Genomic DNA, 19868 nt, shown 5'->3' with positions numbered 1-19868 from the left:
CATGCCCCGCAACGTCCTCTTCATCTGCACCCAGAACCGTCTGCGCAGCCCAACCGCGGAGCAGGTATTCGCCGACTGGCCGGGCGTGGAGACGGCCTCGGCAACGATGCGGAGGTGCCGGTCTCGCCCGAGCTGCTGGCGTGGGCGGATACGGTGTTCGTCATGGAGAAGGCGCACCGCAACCGCCTGTCCGCGAAGTTCAAGCGCCATCTCAATGGCAAGCGCGTGATCTGCCTTGATATCCCGGACGACTACGCGTACATGGACCCCGCGCTGGTACGCCTGCTCAAGCAGAAGGTATCGCGCTTCCTGCCCGCGGCCTGATCTGCAGTTACGCTGGCGCTCCCTTGCACCAGATTTCGCCATGACCTCGACCTTGGGAACGGACGCCGCGGCGCTCCAGCGTGCCGTCAGCGAAGTGCTGCACTACCTGTGGGATCCCATCGGCGTAGCGGGAACCCCCGAAGCGCGCGACGAATACGACGGCTACGTGGATGGCGTCTGTGGACTGCTGTGGCGCGGAGCGGATGCGGACACGCTGGTCGCCCATCTTGTCGGTATCGCAGACGTATCGATGGGATTGCCGGGGACGCAGGAGCGGGCCGCGCGTGCGGCCGAGATCCTGCTGATCTGGCGCGATGTCGTCACGCGGTAGCATGTCGGTGTCCCGTTCGAACTACCCTTCGATGTATGAGGTATGAGCCGGCCCCTCCAGACCTACAAAGGCAGCTGCCACTGCGGCGCGATCCGCTTCGAGATCGACACCGACTTCCCCGAGCTGACCCAGTGCGACTGCTCGATTTGCCGCAAGAAGAACGCGCTGATGGTGAAGGTGCACGAAAGCGCCTTCCGCCTGCTGGCCGGCGCGGACGCGCTGGCCGACTACCAGTTCCACACGCATACCGCGCACCACCATTTTTGCAAGCTCTGCGGCATCTACCCGTTCCACCGCAAGCGCGTCACCCCTGACCATTACGGCGTCAACGTGTATTGCCTCGCCGGGTTCGACCCTGCCGGCATCCCGGTGCGGATGACGGTCGGTGCAGGTATGCCGTAACCGCACCGCGATGAGCGGCGAGTGATTCGACTGGCATCGCGGTGGGAGATATTCGCTCAGTAATCATGTGCGTTGGAGCGATCAGGAAGGTGCTGCTTGCTTGCAGGATCAGGGGGGAGTAACGTAGTTTTACCCCAGTAAAACTTTATCGGGCACCGTCATGTCCTGTACCGCTGTCCTCCGCCAGTCCGGCGGCTCCATCATCCTGTCCATCCCGAAGGCCATCGCCAGCACCCTGGCTGTCGAGGCAGGTTCGGTCGTGGAGTTGATGGTGGAAGGTCGCACCTTGACGGTATCGCCGGCGCGCCGTTCGCTGGCGGATCGCTTGGCTGCGAGTCCCGCCGCGCCCGGTGCGTGGAACAGGGACGAGGCGTGGCTCGAGGATGAGCCGGCCGGGCGCGAACTGCTCTAGGAGGAGCGGACATCATGGGCAAGGGAATCCCACAGCGCGGCGACATTCTGGAACTGAGCCTGGACCCGACACAGGGACGCGAGATCCGCGGCGCCCGTCCGGTTCTGGTGTTGTCCGCCAGCGCATTCAATCAGGCCTCTGGCCTGCTTCTCGTGGCCCCGATCACGCAGGGCGGTCAGGCGGCCCGCGTGAATGGCTTCGGAGTGACGTTGATGGGGACGGGGCTGCGCACGCAGGGGATCGTTCTGTGCGACCAGACGCGAACCGTGGACGCGCGTGCGCGCACCTTCAAGCGGATCGAGAGGGCGCCGGATGGTCTGGTGCAGGAAGCATTGGACGTGGTGCGCGCCATCCTGGAGTGACGCTCGCACCGCACCGTGGCCGGTAGAATCACGCCATGGAACCTGCCGCCCGCATCGCCGACCTCCGCCGCCAGTTGGAGGACGCCAACTACCGCTACCACGTGCTGGACGAACCCAGCATCCCGGACGCCGAGTACGACCGCCTGCTGCGCGAGCTGGATGAACTGGAGGCGGCGCATCCAGACCTGGTCACCGAAGACTCTCCGACCAAGCGAGCGGGAGATGAACCCGTCAAGTCATTTCGACAGATTCATCATGAAGTTCCAATGCTCTCGCTAGGTAACGCATTTAGTGATCAAGAGGTTGTCGACTTCGTTCGACGAATCAAAGGGAAGCTGAGGCGTTCTCGCGTCATGTTTTCTGCAGAGCCAAAGCTGGATGGCCTTGCTATCAGTTTGCGCTATGAAAGAGGTCGGTTCGTTCGAGGGTCCACTCGCGGTGACGGTACAATTGGCGAGGATGTAACCAAGAATCTAAAAACTGTTAAGTCCATCCCGATGAAGCTTCGGAGTACTGGGTGGCCGGATGTGCTCGAAGTTCGTGGTGAGGTATACATGTCTCGCCGCGACTTTGAGCGTTACAACAGCTACGCGCTAAAGAATCAAAAGAAGGTTCTTGCGAATCCTAGGAACGGCGCGGCTGGTTCTTTACGGCAGCTCGATTCGCGGATAACTGCTGAAAGAAGGCTGTCTTTCTTTGCGTACGGAGTGGGAGAGGTAAAGAACGAGGGGGTTCTGTTTGGAGAAGAATCGATCCTACCCAGCACACATTCAAGAACTTTGACCTCTTTGCGTGACTGGGGCTTTCCTATTAGCTCTCTATGCAAGGTTGTCGAGGGAGCTAGTGGTCTACTGGATTACTACCGGTTCGTTGGCGAACAACGAGACGTCCTCCCATTCGACATTGATGGTGTTGTGTACAAGTTGGATGACTATGCAGGGCAGCGCGAGATGGGCTTCGTCTCGCGCGCGCCACGCTGGGCGATCGCGCACAAGTTCCCGGCCCAGGAGCAGGCGACCACCGTCGAGGCCATCGAGATCCAGATCGGCCGCACCGGCGCCGCTACCCCGGTCGCGCGGCTGGCGCCGGTGCACGTGGCCGGCGTGATCGTCACCAATGCCACGCTGCACAACGCCGACCAGATCGCGCGGCTGGACGTGCGCGTGGGCGACCATGTCATCGTGCGTCGCGCCGGCGACGTCATTCCGGAAGTGGCAGGCGTGATCCTCGACCGCCGCCCCGACGGCACCGTGCCGTGGCAGATGCCGACGCATTGCCCGGTGTGCGGTGCCGAGATCGTGCGCGAGGAAGGCGAGGCGGTCTGGCGCTGCTCCGGCGAACTGAGCTGCCCCGCCCAGCGCAAGGAGTCGCTGCGTCACTTCGCCTCGCGCCGCGCGATGGACATCGAGGGTCTGGGCGACCGCTACATCGAGGACCTGTCGGACCTCGGCTATCTGGATTCCATCGCCGATCTCTATCAGTTGACGCTGGACGACCTGCTGGAGATGAAGCGCCGCGCCGACGAGCGCAAGCCTGTCCCCGCGGAGGCGGCGAGCACCACGCCCGAGACGGTGAAGTCGGGGAAAGTGGCGACCAAGTGGGCCGAGAACCTGATCGAGGCCATCGACCGCAGCCGCCGCACGACGCTGGAGCGCTTCCTGTTCGCGCTCGGCATCCAGCACGTCGGTGAGAGCACGGCCAAGGCGCTCGCCGCGTGGCTCGGCGACCTGCAGCGCATTCGCCACCTGCCGTGGCCGCTGTTCAAGCGCGTGCCCGACATCGGCGGCGAAGTGGCGCGTTCGCTCGGCCATTTCTTCGACCAGCCGGGCAACCAGCGTGCCATCGACGATCTGCTGGCGCGCGGCGTGGTGATCGGTGACACGCATCCGCCGTCGGGCAAACTGCGGCCTGGCCTGGACCTCGCCACGCTGCTGGTCGACCTGGAGATTCCCAAGGTCACCCGCGTGCGCGCAGAACAACTGGCCTCCGCGTTCCCGTCCGTGGACGCGCTGCTGGATGCGCCCGCGCACAACTTCGTCACCGCGGGTTTGCCGAGCGATTCAGCGAACGCATTCGCCGCGTGGCTGGAGGACGAAGCAAATGCCAAGCTGCTGACACATAGCGGCGCCGCGCTCGACGAACTGCTCACGAACACGCCAGAGGACGTCGAGGTCCCCGCCGGCCCGCTCGATGGCAAGACCGTCGTCCTCACCGGCGGCCTGGCCGCGATGAGCCGCGACGAAGCCGGCGAGAAACTCGAAGCCCTCGGCGCCAAGGTGGCCGGCAGTGTGTCGAAGAAGACGCATCTGGTAGTGGCGGGCGAGGCCGCGGGTTCCAAGCTCGCCAAGGCGCAGGAACTGGGCATCGAGGTCTGGGACGAAGCGCAGCTGCTGGCGTTTCTGGAGCGGCATGCATGAGGCTGCAGGGATGCCTCTGTAGGAGCGACGTGAGTCGCGACCGGAAGAACTCCACTCCCGGACAATCCGTCTATCGCGCGCGCCGACAGGACGCCGGTTGCTTCGGACGTGGGGTCGCGACTTACGTCGCTCCTGCAAGGAAGCGGGGCTAATGACTTGGCAACCCACTGCGACGATGGATGCTCTCCGCCTGCGCGCCGCGCTCAATCGCCTCGTGCGCGAATTCTTCCACGCCCGCAACGTGCTGGAAGTCGAGACGCCGATGATGTCGCGCGCGGGTAACACCGACGCGAACATCGCTTCATTCTCGCTGGACTTCTCCGGTCGCACCGACGGTGCGCCGCGCACGTGCTGGTTGCGCACCTCGCCGGAGTTCCCGTTGAAGCGCCTGCTCGCGGCGGGCGCAGGCGACTGCTTCGAACTCGGCAGGGTGTTCCGTGACGGGGAAGCGGGCGGTCGCCACAACCCGGAATTCACCATGCTGGAGTGGTACCGCGTGGGCTGGACGCTGGAGCCGCTGATCGACGAGACGGTGGTGCTGGTGCAGGCGGCGCTGTCCACGATCGGACGGGAGGCGACGGTGTCGCGCATTCGCTTCCGCGACCTGTATGCGCAGAGGCTCGGCTTCGACCCGATGACGGCCGACCTGGAGACGGTCCGCAACGCGGCCTCCGGTATCGCCATCGATGGCGAAGGCCTGACGCGCGACGACTGGCTGGACCTGCTGATGACGCACCGTGTGCAACCTGCATTCGGTCGCGACATCCATGTGGTGTATGACTATCCGGCCACGCAGTCGGCGTTGGCACGCGTGGTGGAGCGCGATGGCGTGCCGGTGGCGGAGCGCTTCGAGCTGTACCTGGGACCGCTGGAACTGGCCAACGGCTACCACGAACTGACAGATGCGGTGGAACAGCGTGGGCGTTTCGAACGCGACGTCGCCGTGCGGAAGGCGCGGGGTGACGTGGCGCCGCCGCTGGACGAGGGGCTGCTTGCCGCACTGGCACAAGGCATGCCGGCGTGCGCGGGCGTGGCGCTGGGGGTGGACCGCTTGTTGATGGCGATGCTGGATACGCCGCGCATCGCCGACGTGCTGGCCTTCGACTTCGCGCGCGCCTGAAAGCCAGCCAAACATCGCGCGCGGGTCGTGCGGACTGCAAACGGTTTCGTGAGCCCGTGTTCATTTTCGCTGCGTAGATTGCGAGCCAACACCCAAGAGGACACCTGCCATGGAACGCCACCTGATCGCTTCGTTGATGTTGGGAACCTTCGCGCTGCTCGGCACCGCTGCGGCGAAGGCTGCGCCGCAGTACGACGATCGCTATTCCGGCGGCGGACAGACCGTCCGCTGCGAATCGCCGAGCAACCGCTACCGCGAATGTCCGATGGATACCCGCGGCGGCGTGCAGTTGACGCGACAGTTGTCGAGCACGCGTTGCGAGGAGGGTCGCACCTGGGGCCAGGGGCGGGGCGGCGTGTGGGTGGATCGCGGCTGCCGTGCCGAATTCGCCAGCGGGCGCGGCGGTGGCTGGGGCAACGGCGGTGGCTGGTCGGGCAACGGCCAGCGCATCCGCTGCGAATCGGACAACGGCCGCACGCGCACCTGCCCGATTCCATCGCGCGCTGACGTTCGCCTGGTGCGCCAGCTGTCCAGTTCGCGTTGTGTCGAAGGCCAGACGTGGGGCCAGGACCGCAATGGGCTGTGGGTGACGCAGGGCTGCCGGGGCGAGTTCGAGGTCTATGGCCGTGGCAACGGCTGGGGAAATGGGGGCGGCTGGGGCAACAACGGTGGCAACGGGCGCACGTTCCGCTGCGAATCCGACAACGGCCGCACGCGCACCTGCAGTGCCGATGGCCGCCGTGTTGAACTGGTCCGTCAGCTGTCGAGCAACGCCTGCATCGAGGGTCGTACCTGGGGTCGCGACAACCGTGGCGTCTGGGTGACCAGCGGCTGCCGTGCGGAATTCCGCAGCTGGTGAGTTCCGAACGAAGCACGGCCAGCTCACGGCGGGCCGTTACAATGCGGGCATGAACGACGCCATCGATTACGCCCGCTACGACCGCATCCGTCCCATCCGCTGGACCGGCACTGCCTTGGAACTGCTGGATCAGCGCAAGCTTCCGTTCGTGGTGGAGTACCTGGCCTGCACGACCAGCGATGAGGTGGCCGCCGCCATCCACGACCTGGCGGTGCGCGGCGCGCCTGCCATCGGCATTGCCGCCGCCTGGGGCGTGGTGCTGGCCTCGCGCGAGGTGTTGGCGGCGACGCCTGCCGAGGCGCTGGAGAAACTGGAACCCGCCCTGCAACGCCTCAACGAGGCACGGCCCACGGCGGTAAACCTGGCGTGGGCCTTGGCGCGCATGCGGGCCGCCCTGCGCAGCGCCGGCAGCGACTGGCGCGGGGTACTGGAACTGGAAGCGCTGGCGATCGCCGAGGAAGACCTGGCCGCCAACCGCCACATGGGCGAGCTGGGTGCGGCATTGATCGATGAGGGCAGTGGCGTGTTGACCCACTGCAATACCGGGTCGCTGGCGACCGCCGGCTTCGGCACGGCGCTGGGCGTGATTCGAGCCGGCGTGGCGCAGGGCCGCATCGGCAAGGTCTATGCCGGCGAGACGCGGCCGTGGCAGCAGGGCGCGCGCCTGACCGCGTGGGAGCTGCAGCAGGACGGCATTCCGGCGACGCTGATCGCCGACTCCGCCGCCTCCCACCTGATGAAGACCGGTGCCGTGCAGTGGGTGGTGGTGGGCGCGGACCGCATCTGCGCGAACGGCGACACCGCCAACAAGATCGGTACCTACCAGCTGGCCATCGCCGCGCGCCACCACGGTGCGAAGTTCATGGTGGTGGCGCCATCGTCGACGGTCGACATGGCCACGCCGGACGGCGATGCCATCCATATCGAAGAGCGCGACCCGGCCGAGCTGCTCGGCATCGGCGGCACGCGCATCGTGGCCGAGGGCGTCGCGGCCTGGAACCCGGTGTTCGACGTCACCCCGGCTTCGCTGATCGACGCCATCGTCACCGAGAAGGGCGTGATCGAGCGGCCGGACGAAGCGCGCATGCGGGCCGCGTTCGGCGGATGAGGCCCCGCGCGCGCATGCGGTCCGCTACCGACGCAGGGCGTCAGTCGAGGGCGGACGGCGTCATGCCGGTGGCATGGGGCGGGTGAAACGCCGCCGCACGGCACTGGGCGACGGCACTTCCGGCGAGGTGGCACGAGGGTTGCATCGCAGCAGCCATAACGCCCAGGAATCGCGCATGCGCGCACGCCTCGTCCATGTACCGATCGCTGTCCCGGGCGGCATGCTGCACAGCCTGCGCGCCTTGCTGTCGCGCCGGTCGACGCGCCTGCTGACGGCCCCCGAGCGCGAAGACCTGATCCAGGCGCAGTTGCGCGCCACGCGGCCGATCGTCAGCGGCGTGCTGCTGTGCGGGGCGGTGCTGCTGGCGATCATCGCGCTGTTCGAACTGGCGCAGGTAACGCCGTCCATCGGGTATCCGGTGTGGGCGCAGGGGATGGCTGCCATCGGGGTGGCGGCCTGCGCCGCCGGCGTCGCGCGGCTGCTGCATTGGCAGCATCGGTTGATCCTGGTGCTGGTCGGCATGCTGCTTACCGGCATCTTCATGAGCATGCCCCTGCCGGGTGCGACCGGGCAGCTGGCGCTGCGGACCGGCCTGTTCCAGTTGCTGCCGCTGGCGCTGATGGCATTGACGGTGCGGCCGATGTCGCTGCTCGCGCTGGCCTTGCTGATCGTCGTGATGGCGCAGCTGCGCATCGTGCTGTACGGCGCGCCAGGCACCGGCACGGCGCTGTACTGGCTGTACACACTGACCACCATCGGCTTCGGCCTGGTGCTGGCCGGATACCGCACGGATTTTGCCGTGTCCGCGTGGCAGATGCGGCGGCGCCTCGTGCAGCAGGCGCACACCGATGAGCTGACCGGCCTGCTGAACCGCAATGGCTGGAGCGAACGTGCCGTCGCGGCGCACGCGCAGGCGATGGACGCCGGCCGGCCGGTCGCGGTCGTGGTGCTGGACATCGATTACTTCAAGCGCATCAACGACGACCACGGCCACGAGCGGGGCGACGCGGTGCTGCAGCGGCTGGGCGACATCATGCGCGCCCGCATGGGGGCGAACGATTGCGTGGCGCGCATCGGCGGTGAAGAGTTCGCGGTGTTGCTGGATGGAAACGATGCCGCGTCCGCACACGCCTTCGCCGAGCGCCTGCGCCGGGAATTCGGCAAGGCGCAGGGCGACCTGGTCACGACGTTGTCCGCCGGCATCGCCGAGCACCGGCCAGGCGAAACCCTGCGCGACCAGATGCGCCGCGCGGATCTGGCGTTGTACGAAGCCAAGCGCGATGGCCGCGATCGCGTGCACGTGGCCTGAAGCGCCTGAACGGGCAGGCGCGATTCCAAATGTGACAACCCTGCGATAGCATCGGCGGAACGTTTGCGCGGGCATGCCTCGTCTGGACGCGTCCAACCGATGACCAGGGGAACATGAACGAAGAACGCACCCGCGCGATGTGGGGGAAATCCCGCCTGCCGGTGCTCGGGCTGGTCATCCTGCTCATCGTCGTGGCGCCGGTCATGCTGCTGCAGCGGCTGTCGCGCGCCAACCAGGAAGCGACGGACGTCGTCATCCATACCCATCAGGTGGAAGCGGCCGTGCTCGGGCTGGCGCTCGATGTCCGCGAGATGGAAAGCTCCGCGATGCTGATCGCGCTCGGCGCGGACCATCCGCTGGCACGCGAACGCCTGGTCTCCGGCCGCGCGTCGCTGCCCGAGCGGTTCGACACGCTGGCCCGGTTGACTTCGGACAATCCCGAGCAGCTGGTGCGCATCGGACGCCTGCGCGAGTTGGTGGACGCCCGCATCGAAGTGGTCGACCAGTTGATCGAGGCGCCGGATGCCTACCGTGGCAGCGTGGTCGCACCGCTGGCGACCCGGTTCCCCATCCGCGGCCTGCTGAACGACATCCTCGCCGACGAACGCTCGCTGCTCACGCAGCGGAGTGGCGATGCGACCGTGCAGCGCCAGCGCATGGAGTGGATCAGGATGATCGCGCTGGGTGCGCAGTTGCTGCTGCTCTCGCTGGTGTTGATGTCGCTGGGCCGTCAGGTGGCGCGCCGACTGAACGCCGAGAAGCAGACCGCGCGTGCGAGCCAACGGGCGCTGGTGGTGCTGGACACGGTGCGCGAGCCCATCGTGCTGCTGGACGACGCGCAGCGCATCCAGATGCACAACATGGCGTTCGCCGACCTGTACGGCATCGAGCAGGGCGCGAAGGCCGGCAGCCTGGACGACCTGGGCGCCGCCTGGCAGGACAAGGTCATGCGCCAGCGGCTGCACGATGTGCTGGCGCGCGGACGCGAGTTGTGGGACTACGAATTGCAGCAGGAGACCAGCGATGGCCTGCGCCGCACCGTACTGCTCAACGCGCGCCGCATGCCGTTGCCGGATACGGACGACCATGCGGTGCTGGTGACGGTCAGCGACGTCTCGCTGCAGAAGACCGCGCAACAGGAAATCGCCGCGCTCAACCGCCAGTTGGAAGGCAAGGTGGAGCAGGTGTTGGAAGTGAACCGCGAGCTGGAGGCGTTCAGCTATTCGGTGTCGCACGATCTGCGCGCACCCCTGCGCCACGTCGCCGGGTTCTCGGACAAGCTGGGCCGCCACCTGGGCGAGGACATCGACGACAAGAGCCGGCATTACCTCAGCGTGATCGGCGACTCCGCCCGCCGCATGTCGCAGCTGATCGACGACCTGCTGGTCTATTCGCGCCTGGGCCGGAGCGCCTTGCGCCTGCAGGCCGTGGACATGCAGTCGCTGGTGGCCGAAGCGCGGGCGATGCTGGATGCGAACGAATCCAGCGAGGGACGGGCGGATCGCGTGGAGTGGCGCATCGCGCCGATGCCGATCGTGGTGGCCGACGAAAACATGATGCGCCAGGTCTGGAGCAACCTGCTGGGCAACGCGGTGAAGTACAGCAGCCGGCGCGAGCGTTCCGTCGTCGAGGTGGAGCACCGCCTGCAGAGCGATGGCAGCCACCTGTTCAGCGTGCGCGACAACGGCGCTGGCTTCGATATGGCGTACGCAGGCAAACTGTTCGGCGTGTTCCAGCGCCTGCACAAGGCCAGCGATTTCCCCGGTACCGGCATCGGCCTGGCCAGCGTCCGCCGCGTGCTCGGCCGGCATGGCGGGCGGATCTGGGCCGAGTCGACGCCGGGCGAGGGCGCCACGTTCCATTTCACCCTTCCAGCGGCGCTTGACGCTCCGCCTTCCAGAGAGAAAGACGCATGAGCGACATCCGCACCATCCTGCTGGCAGAGGACAGCCTGGCCGACGCCGAAATGGCGATCGACGCGCTGCGCGAGGCCAACCTGGCCAATCCCATCGTGCACGTGGAGGACGGGGTCGAGGCGCTGGACTACCTGCTGCGCCGCGGCGCGCACGCCGACCGCGAGGACGGCATGCCGTCGGTGCTGCTGCTGGACATCAAGATGCCGCGCATGGATGGGCTGGAAGTGCTGAAGCACATCCGTGGCGACGAGAAGCTCAAGCACCTGCCGGTGGTGATCCTGTCGTCCTCGCGCGAGGAAAGCGACCTGGCGCGCAGTTGGGACCTGGGCGTGAACGCCTACGTCGTCAAGCCGGTCGACATCGACCAGTTCTTCCAGGCCGTGAAGACGCTGGGTACGTTCTGGGCGGTCATCAACGAAACACCGGGGGGAGGCTGACCGGTGCCGCAGTCCGGGACGCCACTGGGCCCTGTCCGCATCCTGCTGGTGGAGGATTCGGCGCTGGATGCCGAATTGCTGGTCGAGCAGTTGCAGGATGCCGGCCTGGCGGGCGAGTTCATCCGCGTGGATGGCGCGGACGACATGCGGACGGCGCTGGCCGGCGCGCCGTTCGACCTGGTGCTGTCGGACATGGAACTGCCGGGCTTTTCCGGGTACGAGGCGCTGGAGATCCTCCGCCGGCACGATACGAAACTGCCGTTCGTGTTCTTCTCCGGCACGATCGGCGAGGACGCCGCCGTCAAGGCGTTGCAGGAGGGCGCCAGCGATTACGTGCTGAAGCATTCCCCGGCACGCTTGCCGGCCGCCGTCGCGCGCGCCATCCGCGAGGCGCGCACCGAGCGCGAACGCGAGCATGCCGAGCGCGAACTGATGCGCTCGCAGCGGCTGGACTGCCTGGCGATGCTGGCGGCCGGCCTCAGCCACGACCTGCGCAACATCCTGCAGCCGCTGTTGATCGTGCCCGACCTGCTGTCGACCTACAGCGACGATCCGAAGATCCTGCGGTTGGGTGCGGTGATCTCGGAGAGCGGCAAGCGCGGCCACGAAATGGCCGATTCGATGCTGTCGTTCGTGCGCGGCTCGCGCAAGGCCAGCGAGACCATCAGCGTGGCGGCGCTGTTCAGCGCCGTGCAACTGCTGCTGCAGGGCAGCCTGTCGCGGCAGGTCCGCCTGACGGTGGAACAGCCGCCGGAAGACCTGCTGATCGAGGGCAACTACACCGAGTTCCAGCAGTGCCTGATCAACCTGTGCCTCAACGGCATCCAGGCGATGGCCGAACGCGGGGGCCAATTGACCCTGTCGGCGCAGCAGACCGTTGCGGCCGACGGTCGCGACTACGTGGTGCTGCGCGTGGCGGACGAAGGCAGCGGCATGGACGAAGCGACGCGGCAGCAGTTGTTCACGCCGTTCTTCACCACCAAGGCCAGCGGTACCGGCCTCGGCCTGATGTCGTGCAAGCGCATCGTGGAGGCGGTGAAGGGACGCATCGAAGTGAACAGCGCGCTGGGGCAGGGCACTGCATTCGAACTGCACCTGCCGGCGCCGGCCATCGACGAATGGGTGGGCGCGGAAGACGCGGCCTTCCTCGACGGCAAAGGGAGCCGGATCCTGCTGGTCGATGGCGATGCGACGCGCTTGTCGCTGCTGGGCAATGCGCTGGCCGCACAGGGGTACGACCCGGTCATGGCGCCAGACGGTGCGAATGCGTTGCAGCAGATCGCCAGCGATGGGCTGCCGGCCGTGGCGATCATCGACGAAGACATCCTGCTGCTGTCGGCGGCGGACGTGCTGGCGGTGCTGCGTGAGGCCGGCTTCGAAGGCCCGGTGATCCGCCTGCGCGAACCCGGCCGGCAGGCCGACGAGCACGACTGCACCGCCACGGTGGTCAAGCCGGTACAGGTGCAGTCGCTGTTTGGCGCGATCGAGCACGCGCTGGGATTGCGCGACTGATTCCCGCGCTGGAAGGGCAGGCGCATCGCCTGCCTTGTGTCAGACGTCAGACGTGGCCCACCGTCGGCGCCGGCTTCAGCCGCTGCCAGACCGCGCGCATGATCGGTTGCGCGCGGTACCAGCCGATCGGTGTGTCCGGGCAATCCCGCTGCAGGCGGTCCCGCAACGCCGGCGCGATCTCGTCGAACTCCTGCCGGTGGTGCAGCAGGTAGGCGTCGTAGCCGATCTTCAGGCATTTCTCCAGGTCCCCCACCGTGGCACCGACGACCTGGAACGTGTCTTCGTTGAGGCGCGTCTTCCAGTAGGCCAGTTCGGCGTCGATGTCGACGATCTGCGCAGTGGAGTGGGCGGTGCGAGCGTAGTGAGCAGCCATGGTGATCCCCGTTTCGACATGGTGGTGACGTCGGGAATTTTTTGTTTTCCACGGTGATGCTTAAGTGAAATAAAAGCCGTTTTAACCGTGATTTAACCCCTCGAAGGCGTTTTGGTTCACGTTTGAAAACATGGCGTGACGAGCGATGTCTAGCGACGGCGTGCGGCATCGGCCAGCAGTGCGCGTTCCTCCATCGCGCCCGGCGGTGGCAGGAACAAGGGAGGGTCTTCTTCCAGCGGCGCGTTGAGGCGCTCCCATACGCGCGCGATGACTGCCTGCGCCAAGGGCCAGTCCAGCCGCACGCCGCGCACGATGCCGGCCTGGTAGCGCGACGGCAGCGACGGCAACAGTTCCTGCAGCGAGCGTCGGTGCGAGAGCAGGTAGGTGTCGTAGGCGAACTTCAGCGTCGGCACGTAATGGCGGAACGGCGTGCCTGACCGGTGGAAGGCCTGTTGGGCGTAGGTGTCCGCCCAGAAATGCAGTTCCGACTGGATGTCCACGACGGCACACGGCATCGCGTCATCGGCCCAGGCGTGGGCAAGTGGATCGTGCAGGCATGGCATGGGGTCCCCTCCATGGCGCGAGGCCAGGCAGCGCGTGGACCGCATGGATGAAGGACGGTCGGTGAATGGGCCAACCACCGGCGTGTGCCCGCCGTCGCAGTCAACGACTGCGCGAAACCCCCCCGTGGCAACGTGATGCTCCATCCTCCCCGGAAGGAGATGTGGTCCGCGGCCCTGCCTGGCCAGGTGATTGTCGCCCCTGCACCGAGGAAGACGACGGAGCCTGCGCGTGCCGGCCAACCGTTCGTCGTCACGCGGCGCCGTTCCTCCGGTCGATTCTTGCGGTCAATGCATGCGCGGGCGTTCGGCCGCATGTTCGTCCAGCCAGCGCCACGCTTCACGCAGCAGGGTGCGCGTCACCGGCCAGTCCGGGCCTGCGTCGCCGCGCAGGCGATCCCAGTGATCTTCCAGTGCGAGTTCGGTATCGAGATCCAGTTCGCCCGCGTGGTCGGCATGCGACGCGGCGGCGAAGGCATACGCGCGGCACGCGTCCGCCCATGCCACGTCCGGATGCAGGCGCCGGCGGCGGCCGTAGTCGTAGGCCGTGAAGGCGGCGAAGGGATCGCTTGCGCCCGAAGGCGTGGTCTGTCGCAGGGCATGGAGTTGCGTGCGGTAGAGATGACGGTTCATGGCGGTCTCCGGATCACACCCCACGTGGTATCGCGCACGGCGTTACCCAGGGGTGAGCGTTGCCTTCAATGGCCGATCACAAAGCTGAGGCGGGCGGTTGCGATCAGCCGGCGGTCAGTCTCAGCAGGTGAGACGTGGGGCGCGTCTGATGGCCGGCACGCCGCTTCCGGACACGCCCATGCCCGCCCAGACATCGCTGATCCGCCACCACGCCACCGATGCCGCGCTGCTGCCGACGCAGGGCGCCGATGGCAGCGCCCTGGCGGAGCGGCTGGCGGGGAAGTACCGCGACCGGGTCACCGGACAGTTCGTCATTCCCGCGCGCGAAGGACGCTACGAGGCGCTGCCCGACGATCTGCCGGCGGCACTGGCCACCGCGTTGCGCCAGCGCGGCATCGAACGGCTGTATTCGCACCAGGCCGAGGCGTGGCGGCAGGCGCAGGCTGGCGACCACCTCGCCATCGTCACCCCGACCGCCTCCGGCAAGTCGATCTGCTACACGCTGCCGGTGGTGGCCTCGGCGCTGTCGAAGCGCGGCAAGGCGCTGTACCTGTTCCCGACCAAGGCGCTGGCGCAGGACCAGGTGGCGGAACTGCTCGACCTGAGCAAGGCCGGCGACCTGGGCCTGAAGGCCTTCACCTTCGACGGTGACACGCCGGGCGATGCGCGGCAGGCGATCCGTCTGCATGGCGACATCGTGGTCAGCAATCCGGACATGCTGCACCAGGCCATCCTGCCGCACCACACCAAGTGGGCGCAGTTCTTCGAGAACCTGCGCTACGTGGTGATCGACGAAGTGCATACCTACCGCGGCGTGTTCGGCAGCCACGTGGCCAACGTGCTGCGGCGGTTGAAGCGTGTGTGCGCGTTCTACGGCGCCACGCCGCAGTTCATCGTCTGCTCGGCCACCATCGGCAATCCGCAGGCGCATGCGGAAGCGCTGCTGGAACTGCCGGTGCATGCGATCACCGACTCCGGCGCGCCGAGCGGCGAGAAGCACGTGCTGCTGTGGAATCCGCCGGTGGTCAATCCCGACCTGGGTCTGCGTGCATCGGCGCGCTCGCAGAGCAACCGCATCGCGCGGCTGGCGATCAAGGCTGGGCTGAAGACGCTGGTGTTCGCGCAGTCGCGCACGATGGTCGAGGTGCTGACCAAGTACCTGAAGGATGTGTTCGACAGCGATCCGCGCCTGCCGGCACGCATCCGCGCCTACCGCGGTGGCTACCTGCCGACCGAACGGCGCGAGGCCGAGCGCGCGATGCGCGACGGGCGCGTGGACGGCATCGTGTCAACGTCGGCGCTGGAACTCGGCGTGGACATCGGCAGCCTGGATGCGGTGGTACTGAACGGTTATCCCGGTTCCATCGCCGCGACATGGCAGCGCTTCGGCCGCGCCGGACGACGGCAGCAGACCTCGCTCGGGATCCTCGTCGCCAGTTCGCAGCCGCTGGACCAGTACGTGGTGCGGCATCCGGAGTTCTTCGCCGACAGTCCGCCGGAGCACGCGCGCATCGCACCGGACCAGCCGATGATCCTGCTCGACCACGTGCGCTGCGCCGCGTTCGAACTGCCATTCCTCGCCGGCGAACCGTTCGGGCCGGTCGATCCGACGCCGTTCCTGCAACTGCTGGACGAAGACAGCGTGGTGCATCGCGAAGGCGACCGCTACGAGTGGATCGCCGACAGCTATCCGGCCAACGCGGTGAGTCTGCGCTCGGTGGCGGACGGCAACTTCGTCGTCGTGGATCGTACCGATGGTCGCCAGACGATCATCGCCGAGGTCGATTTCAGCGCCGCGCCGCTGACGCTGTACGAAGGGGCCATCCACATGATCCAGTCCACGCCCTACCAGGTGGAGCGGCTGGACTGGGAAGGGCGCAAGGCCTACGTCATCCGCACGCACGTGGACTACTACACCGACGCGATCGACTACACCAAGCTGAAGGTGCTGGAGCGCTTCGACGGCTGCATCGCGGGGCAGGGCACCTGCCACCACGGCGAGGTGCACGTGGTGCGCCGCGTGGCCGGGTACAAGAAGATCCGCTACTACACGCACGAGAACATCGGCTACGGCCCGGTGAATCTTCCCGACCAGGAGATGCACACCACCAGCCTGTGGTGGCAGCTGCCGCCGGCGCTGCTGGAGTCCGCCTTCGAGTCCCGGCAGGACGCGCTGGACGGCTTCCTCGGCGCGGCCTACGCGCTGCACATCGCCGCCACGGTCGCGGTGATGGCGGAAGGTCGCGACCTGCAGAGGGCGGTCGGCGACGGCGATGGCGCGTGGTTCGCGCTGCCGGACACGCAGGGGCGCGGCCAGTTGCGCGGCACCGAGAGCCAGGTGCTGTCGCCGGTGTCGGGCGAACGCTTCGTGCCGACCGCATACCTCTACGACAACTATCCCGGCGGCATCGGTCTGAGCGAACCGTTGTGGCGACGCCAGCGCGAACTGGTGCAGCGCGCGGTACGCCTGGTGGCCGGTTGCGATTGCAAGGCCGGTTGTCCCGCCTGCGTCGGCCCGGTGCTGGCGAACGACGAGGACGCCGACACCACGCCGCGTGCGCTGGCCGCACGCGTGCTGCAGTTGCTGGACGCCGCATGAGCGTCAGCCTGGAGAAACTGCAGCGCCTGCGACGGCAGGCCGGACACGGAAATGCCGTGTCGTCGTCCACGCCGCTGCCGTCGGTGCATGATCCCTTGCCCGCACTGCGGCGCATGCTGGGGATTCGCGAACGGGCGCGTCCATCCATCGTGGTGCCTGCACGCGATCGCGCATTGCCGGGCGACGAAATCGCACCGGGCTTGCGCTTGCTGGAGGAGACGCTTCCGTTCGACCCGGTGGCAACGCAGGTCGACGGCACGTTCGCGCGGATGGGAACCCTGTCCACGTCCAACCTGTTGTTCTTCGATACCGAGACCACCGGCCTGTCCGGCGGCACCGGCACGCGCGCCTTCATGGTCGGGGCGTCGGATTTCGTGCCCGGCTGCCTGCGCATACGCCAGTTGCTGATCACCCACCTGTCGGCCGAGCCGGCGATGCTGCGCGCGTTCGCCGGCTGGCTGGCGGAAGACACGCGCCTGGTCAGCTACAACGGCCGTTGCTATGACGCGCCGCTGCTTGCCGCGCGTTACCGGCTGGCACGGCAGGGCACGCCGCTGGCCGGCATCGAACACCTCGACCTGCTGTTCCCCACGCGCCGTCGTTACCGCGGCGTGTGGGAGAACTGCCGGCTGGCGACCATCGAGCGCCACGCGCTCGGCATCGTGCGCGAGGACGACCTGCCGGGATCGGAAGCGCCCGGTGCGTGGCTGCAGTACCTGCGTGGCGGCGATGCCGGCCTGCTGCGGCGCGTGCTGCAGCACAACTTCCAGGACGTGGTGACGCTGGCGCATTTGCTGCTGCACCTGTCGACAGCGTCCGGCACGGACGGTCCTGTGGTGGATGCAGCGGTCCGCGCGGCGCCTTGACCGCATGCAGGGCGGGGCGGATGCTGCCCGCGTCGATCGGCCGACGATCGCAATCCCTGTCCGTCGTCCCGCAGGAGCCGTCCATGCCACGTTCCGCCGTCTTCTGCCTGCTGCTCGGCGCCGGTCTTCCGACGATGGCCGCCGCGCAGGAATTCCTGCCTCCGGTCGACCGTTTCTACGCCGGGGCGGGGCGCTACTGGGCCGACCACGACCTGGACACGCGCTGGGATGCCAGCGATGGTGCGGTGGGCACGCACGTCAACTTCCAGCGCGACCTCGGCTTCGTGGATCGCCAGGATGCGCTGGTATGGAGCATCGGCGGCAGCGTGGGTGCGGAACGGCGGCACAAGTTGGATGCCTTCGGCTACGACTACGACGACGCCAGCACGCGCGTGCTCGACCGCGCGCTGGAGATCGGCGACAACGCCTACCCGGTCGATGCGGCATTCGACGGCCGCCTGGACCTGGACATCACCGGCGTGTCCTACACCTGGATGTTCCTGCAGGACGGTCGGCGCGCGTTCGGCGTGGGGCTGGGGGCGATGCGATACGAGATCGCGGCCGACCTGGACGCAAGCGCCGCGGTCGCCGGCACGCCGGTCGCGTATGCGAACGATCTGTCCGAGGATGCTTGGGCGCCGATGCTGCGCGCGGAATACGCGCACTCGCTGTCGGAGCACTGGCGCTGGGGCGCATCACTGGCCTACACGAAGAAGACCGGCGGCAACGTCACCGGCGATGCGCGCGACGTGCAGGTGCGGCTGGACTATCTCCCATGGCAGCGGTTCGGCTTCTCGCTGCGCTACAACTACAACGACGTGGACCTTGATTTCACGCGTACGCGCTTCGACGGCAATCTCGACCTCAACAACCGCGGCCCGCAACTGCTGGCGCTGCTGCGCTTCTGAAACCGCGGCTGTCGGGATTCCACCGACAGTGGAGTGTGAAGCGTTGCGCATTCCCCGCATTGCGTCTCAAGAATGCGCGGTTGCGGCCGACACCCTTGCTAGATTCCATCGGGTCCGTGCCTCCTCGAGACAGGAGGCGCGCATTGAACTTGCAACATTAAGGGGACGTGCCTTGCGCATTCTGTACGTTGGCGACACCGCTTGCCTGCCTGACGACCTGGCCGACTACATCGGCGACATGGGGGACGAGTGGACCGTCGAATCGGTCGCCGACGGCAAGTCGGCGATGTTCGCGGTCGCCAATGGTCCGGTCGACGTGGTGATGGTGGGACCGGCGCTGTCCGACCTGCCGCCGGCCACGCTGCTGGGCCAGATCCGCACGCTCCGTCCGGAAACCATCCGCATCGCGCTGCTGGAAGGCAGCGTCGACAGCCTGGCCACGCCGATCAAGCTGATCGGCGTGGCGCACCGCTTCCTGCCGCTGCCGCTGTCGTCGGAAACGGTGCTGGAATCGATCCACAGCCTGGAAGAACTGCGCGACCTGCTGGACAGCCCGCGCCTGCGCCGCGCCATCGGCCGCGTCGAACACCTGCCGTCGCCGCCGCACCTGTACTTCGCGCTGACGCGTGCGCTGGAAGAGGACGAAGGGACGGCCAACGACATCGCCACGCTGGTGGCGGGCGATCCGGCCATCGCCGCCAAGGTGCTGCAGCTCTGCAACTCGGCCTATTTCTCCAGCGGCCGTTCGATCACCGACCTGCGGGCGGCGGTGACCCGCCTGGGCCTGGGTACGCTGCGCGACCTGGTGCTGGCCAGCGAGGTGTTCTCGATGAAGACCACGTCCGGCGTCGACCGCAGTGCGCTGCAGCAGCGTGCGTTGCTGGCCTCGCGGTTGGCGGCGAAGATCCTGCCGCGCACCAGCTCCGAACTGGGCGCCACCGCGGCACTGCTGGCCGATATCGGCCTGCTGCTGCCCGGCGTGCGCGACGAGCGCGAGACGCCGGCCGCCGAGGACGACGACCGCCCCGGCCACACCGAGGCCGGCGCCTACCTGCTCGGCCGGTGGGGCCTGCCGATGCCGATCGTCGAAGCGGTGGCGTTCCACCGCCAACCGCAGCGTTCCAGCCTGCGCAGCTTCTGGGTGCCGGGCGCCGTGCACGTGGCCGGTGCACTGGCCAGCAACGAGCCGGTGGACGAGGGCTACCTGAAGTCGCTGGGCGTGCTGGACCAGCTGCCCGGCTGGCGGCAGATGGCCGAAACCATGGTCGAGCGCGCCGAGGAACAGGCCGCCTGACGCCTTGTCGATGCCACGGGTGCCCTTGGACGCGCCATGATCGTCTGCGATTCCGCCCTTCCACCGCGTGGAGCGCGGTGGTCATTGGAGGTCGGCTGTCGTTCCAGCGAAGGCTGGAATCCATGG

Annotated in this window: 18 protein-coding genes and 2 pseudogenes; 17 read left to right on the top strand and 3 right to left on the bottom strand. The window is 67.4% G+C overall.

The features are described 5' to 3' along the window. The first annotated feature begins 1 nt into the window (after position 1). The 13 genes and pseudogenes from V7060_RS15010 to V7060_RS14950 all read left to right on the top strand — a co-directional run bounded on the left by V7060_RS15010 (position 2) and on the right by V7060_RS14950 (position 12509). Positions 2-324 (top strand): annotated as a pseudogene (locus V7060_RS15010) (low molecular weight protein tyrosine phosphatase family protein). 40 nt (positions 325-364) lie between these two features. Next, positions 365-655 carry a hypothetical protein gene (locus V7060_RS15005; protein WP_334180055.1) on the top strand — a complete coding sequence of 97 codons (291 nt, stop codon included), beginning with the start codon at positions 365-367 and terminating at the stop codon, positions 653-655. Between the two features lie 42 nt (positions 656-697). Next, a complete protein-coding gene (locus V7060_RS15000; RefSeq protein ID WP_334180054.1) occupies positions 698-1057 on the top strand; it encodes a GFA family protein in 360 nt (119 codons plus the stop codon). Positions 1058-1217: 160 nt separating this feature from the next. After that, complete coding sequence (locus V7060_RS14995; RefSeq protein WP_334180053.1) at positions 1218-1469, top strand: AbrB/MazE/SpoVT family DNA-binding domain-containing protein; 252 nt, start codon at positions 1218-1220, stop codon at positions 1467-1469. 14 nt (positions 1470-1483) lie between these two features. Next, positions 1484-1831, top strand: coding sequence for a type II toxin-antitoxin system PemK/MazF family toxin (locus tag V7060_RS14990; protein WP_334180052.1), 348 nt, complete (start codon positions 1484-1486; stop codon positions 1829-1831). A gap of 35 nt (positions 1832-1866) precedes the next feature. Further along, entirely contained in the window at positions 1867-4248 is a 2382-nt protein-coding gene (ligA, locus tag V7060_RS14985; RefSeq protein WP_334180051.1) for an NAD-dependent DNA ligase LigA, read from the top strand. Between the two features lie 151 nt (positions 4249-4399). Next, positions 4400-5368, top strand: a complete 969-nt coding sequence (gene epmA, locus V7060_RS14980; protein ID WP_334180050.1) for an EF-P lysine aminoacylase EpmA — start codon at positions 4400-4402, stop codon at positions 5366-5368. A 109-nt stretch (positions 5369-5477) separates the two neighbouring features. Next, positions 5478-6227 (top strand): DUF3011 domain-containing protein, encoded by a 750-nt coding sequence (locus V7060_RS14975; protein WP_334180049.1) that lies wholly within the window; start codon positions 5478-5480, stop codon positions 6225-6227. Positions 6228-6276: 49 nt separating this feature from the next. Continuing rightward, the gene (gene mtnA, locus V7060_RS14970; RefSeq protein ID WP_334180048.1) at positions 6277-7335 is read left to right on the top strand and encodes an S-methyl-5-thioribose-1-phosphate isomerase; all 1059 of its coding nucleotides are present in this window, start codon (positions 6277-6279) and stop codon (positions 7333-7335) included. 175 nt (positions 7336-7510) lie between these two features. Further along, a complete protein-coding gene (locus V7060_RS14965) occupies positions 7511-8644 on the top strand; it encodes a GGDEF domain-containing protein (RefSeq protein WP_334180047.1) in 1134 nt (377 codons plus the stop codon). A gap of 113 nt (positions 8645-8757) precedes the next feature. Further along, a complete protein-coding gene (locus V7060_RS14960; RefSeq protein WP_334180046.1) occupies positions 8758-10560 on the top strand; it encodes an ATP-binding protein in 1803 nt (600 codons plus the stop codon). Beyond that, positions 10557-10997 carry a response regulator gene (locus V7060_RS14955; RefSeq protein ID WP_334180045.1) on the top strand — a complete coding sequence of 147 codons (441 nt, stop codon included), beginning with the start codon at positions 10557-10559 and terminating at the stop codon, positions 10995-10997. The genes V7060_RS14960 and V7060_RS14955 overlap by 4 nt, the downstream gene beginning before the upstream one ends. Before the next feature lie 3 nt (positions 10998-11000). Then, positions 11001-12509 (top strand): ATP-binding protein, encoded by a 1509-nt coding sequence (locus V7060_RS14950; RefSeq protein ID WP_334180044.1) that lies wholly within the window; start codon positions 11001-11003, stop codon positions 12507-12509. A 46-nt stretch (positions 12510-12555) separates the two neighbouring features. Here the strand turns inward: V7060_RS14950 and V7060_RS14945 are convergent, their stop codons facing one another. From V7060_RS14945 to V7060_RS14935, 3 genes are all read right to left on the bottom strand, one after another. Next, on the bottom strand, positions 12556-12882 hold the full coding sequence (locus V7060_RS14945; RefSeq protein WP_334180043.1) for a hypothetical protein: 327 nt from the start codon (positions 12880-12882) through the stop codon (positions 12556-12558). 149 nt (positions 12883-13031) lie between these two features. Next, on the bottom strand, positions 13032-13445 hold the full coding sequence (locus V7060_RS14940) for a hypothetical protein (RefSeq protein WP_334180042.1): 414 nt from the start codon (positions 13443-13445) through the stop codon (positions 13032-13034). Between the two features lie 285 nt (positions 13446-13730). Next, positions 13731-14075, bottom strand: a complete 345-nt coding sequence (locus V7060_RS14935; protein WP_334180041.1) for a hypothetical protein — start codon at positions 14073-14075, stop codon at positions 13731-13733. A gap of 178 nt (positions 14076-14253) precedes the next feature. Here V7060_RS14935 and V7060_RS14930 point away from each other — a divergent pair, with 178 nt between their 5' ends. From V7060_RS14930 to V7060_RS14915, 4 genes and pseudogenes are all read left to right on the top strand, one after another. After that, the gene (locus V7060_RS14930; RefSeq protein WP_334180040.1) at positions 14254-16674 is read left to right on the top strand and encodes a DEAD/DEAH box helicase; all 2421 of its coding nucleotides are present in this window, start codon (positions 14254-14256) and stop codon (positions 16672-16674) included. 104 nt (positions 16675-16778) lie between these two features. Further along, positions 16779-17540: pseudogene (locus V7060_RS14925) on the top strand (ribonuclease H-like domain-containing protein); the annotation flags it as partial. 83 nt (positions 17541-17623) lie between these two features. After that, a complete protein-coding gene (locus V7060_RS14920) occupies positions 17624-18448 on the top strand; it encodes a hypothetical protein (RefSeq protein WP_334180039.1) in 825 nt (274 codons plus the stop codon). A gap of 172 nt (positions 18449-18620) precedes the next feature. Continuing rightward, a complete protein-coding gene (locus V7060_RS14915; protein ID WP_334180038.1) occupies positions 18621-19742 on the top strand; it encodes an HDOD domain-containing protein in 1122 nt (373 codons plus the stop codon). Positions 19743-19868: the final 126 nt, after the last annotated feature.

The sequence above is a fragment of the Pseudoxanthomonas sp. genome (assembly GCF_036845285.1).
Classification (GTDB): Bacteria; Pseudomonadota; Gammaproteobacteria; order Xanthomonadales; family Xanthomonadaceae; genus Pseudoxanthomonas_A.
Note: the sequence above shows the minus strand (reverse complement) of the source record. Positions and strands in the feature narration are given on the sequence as shown.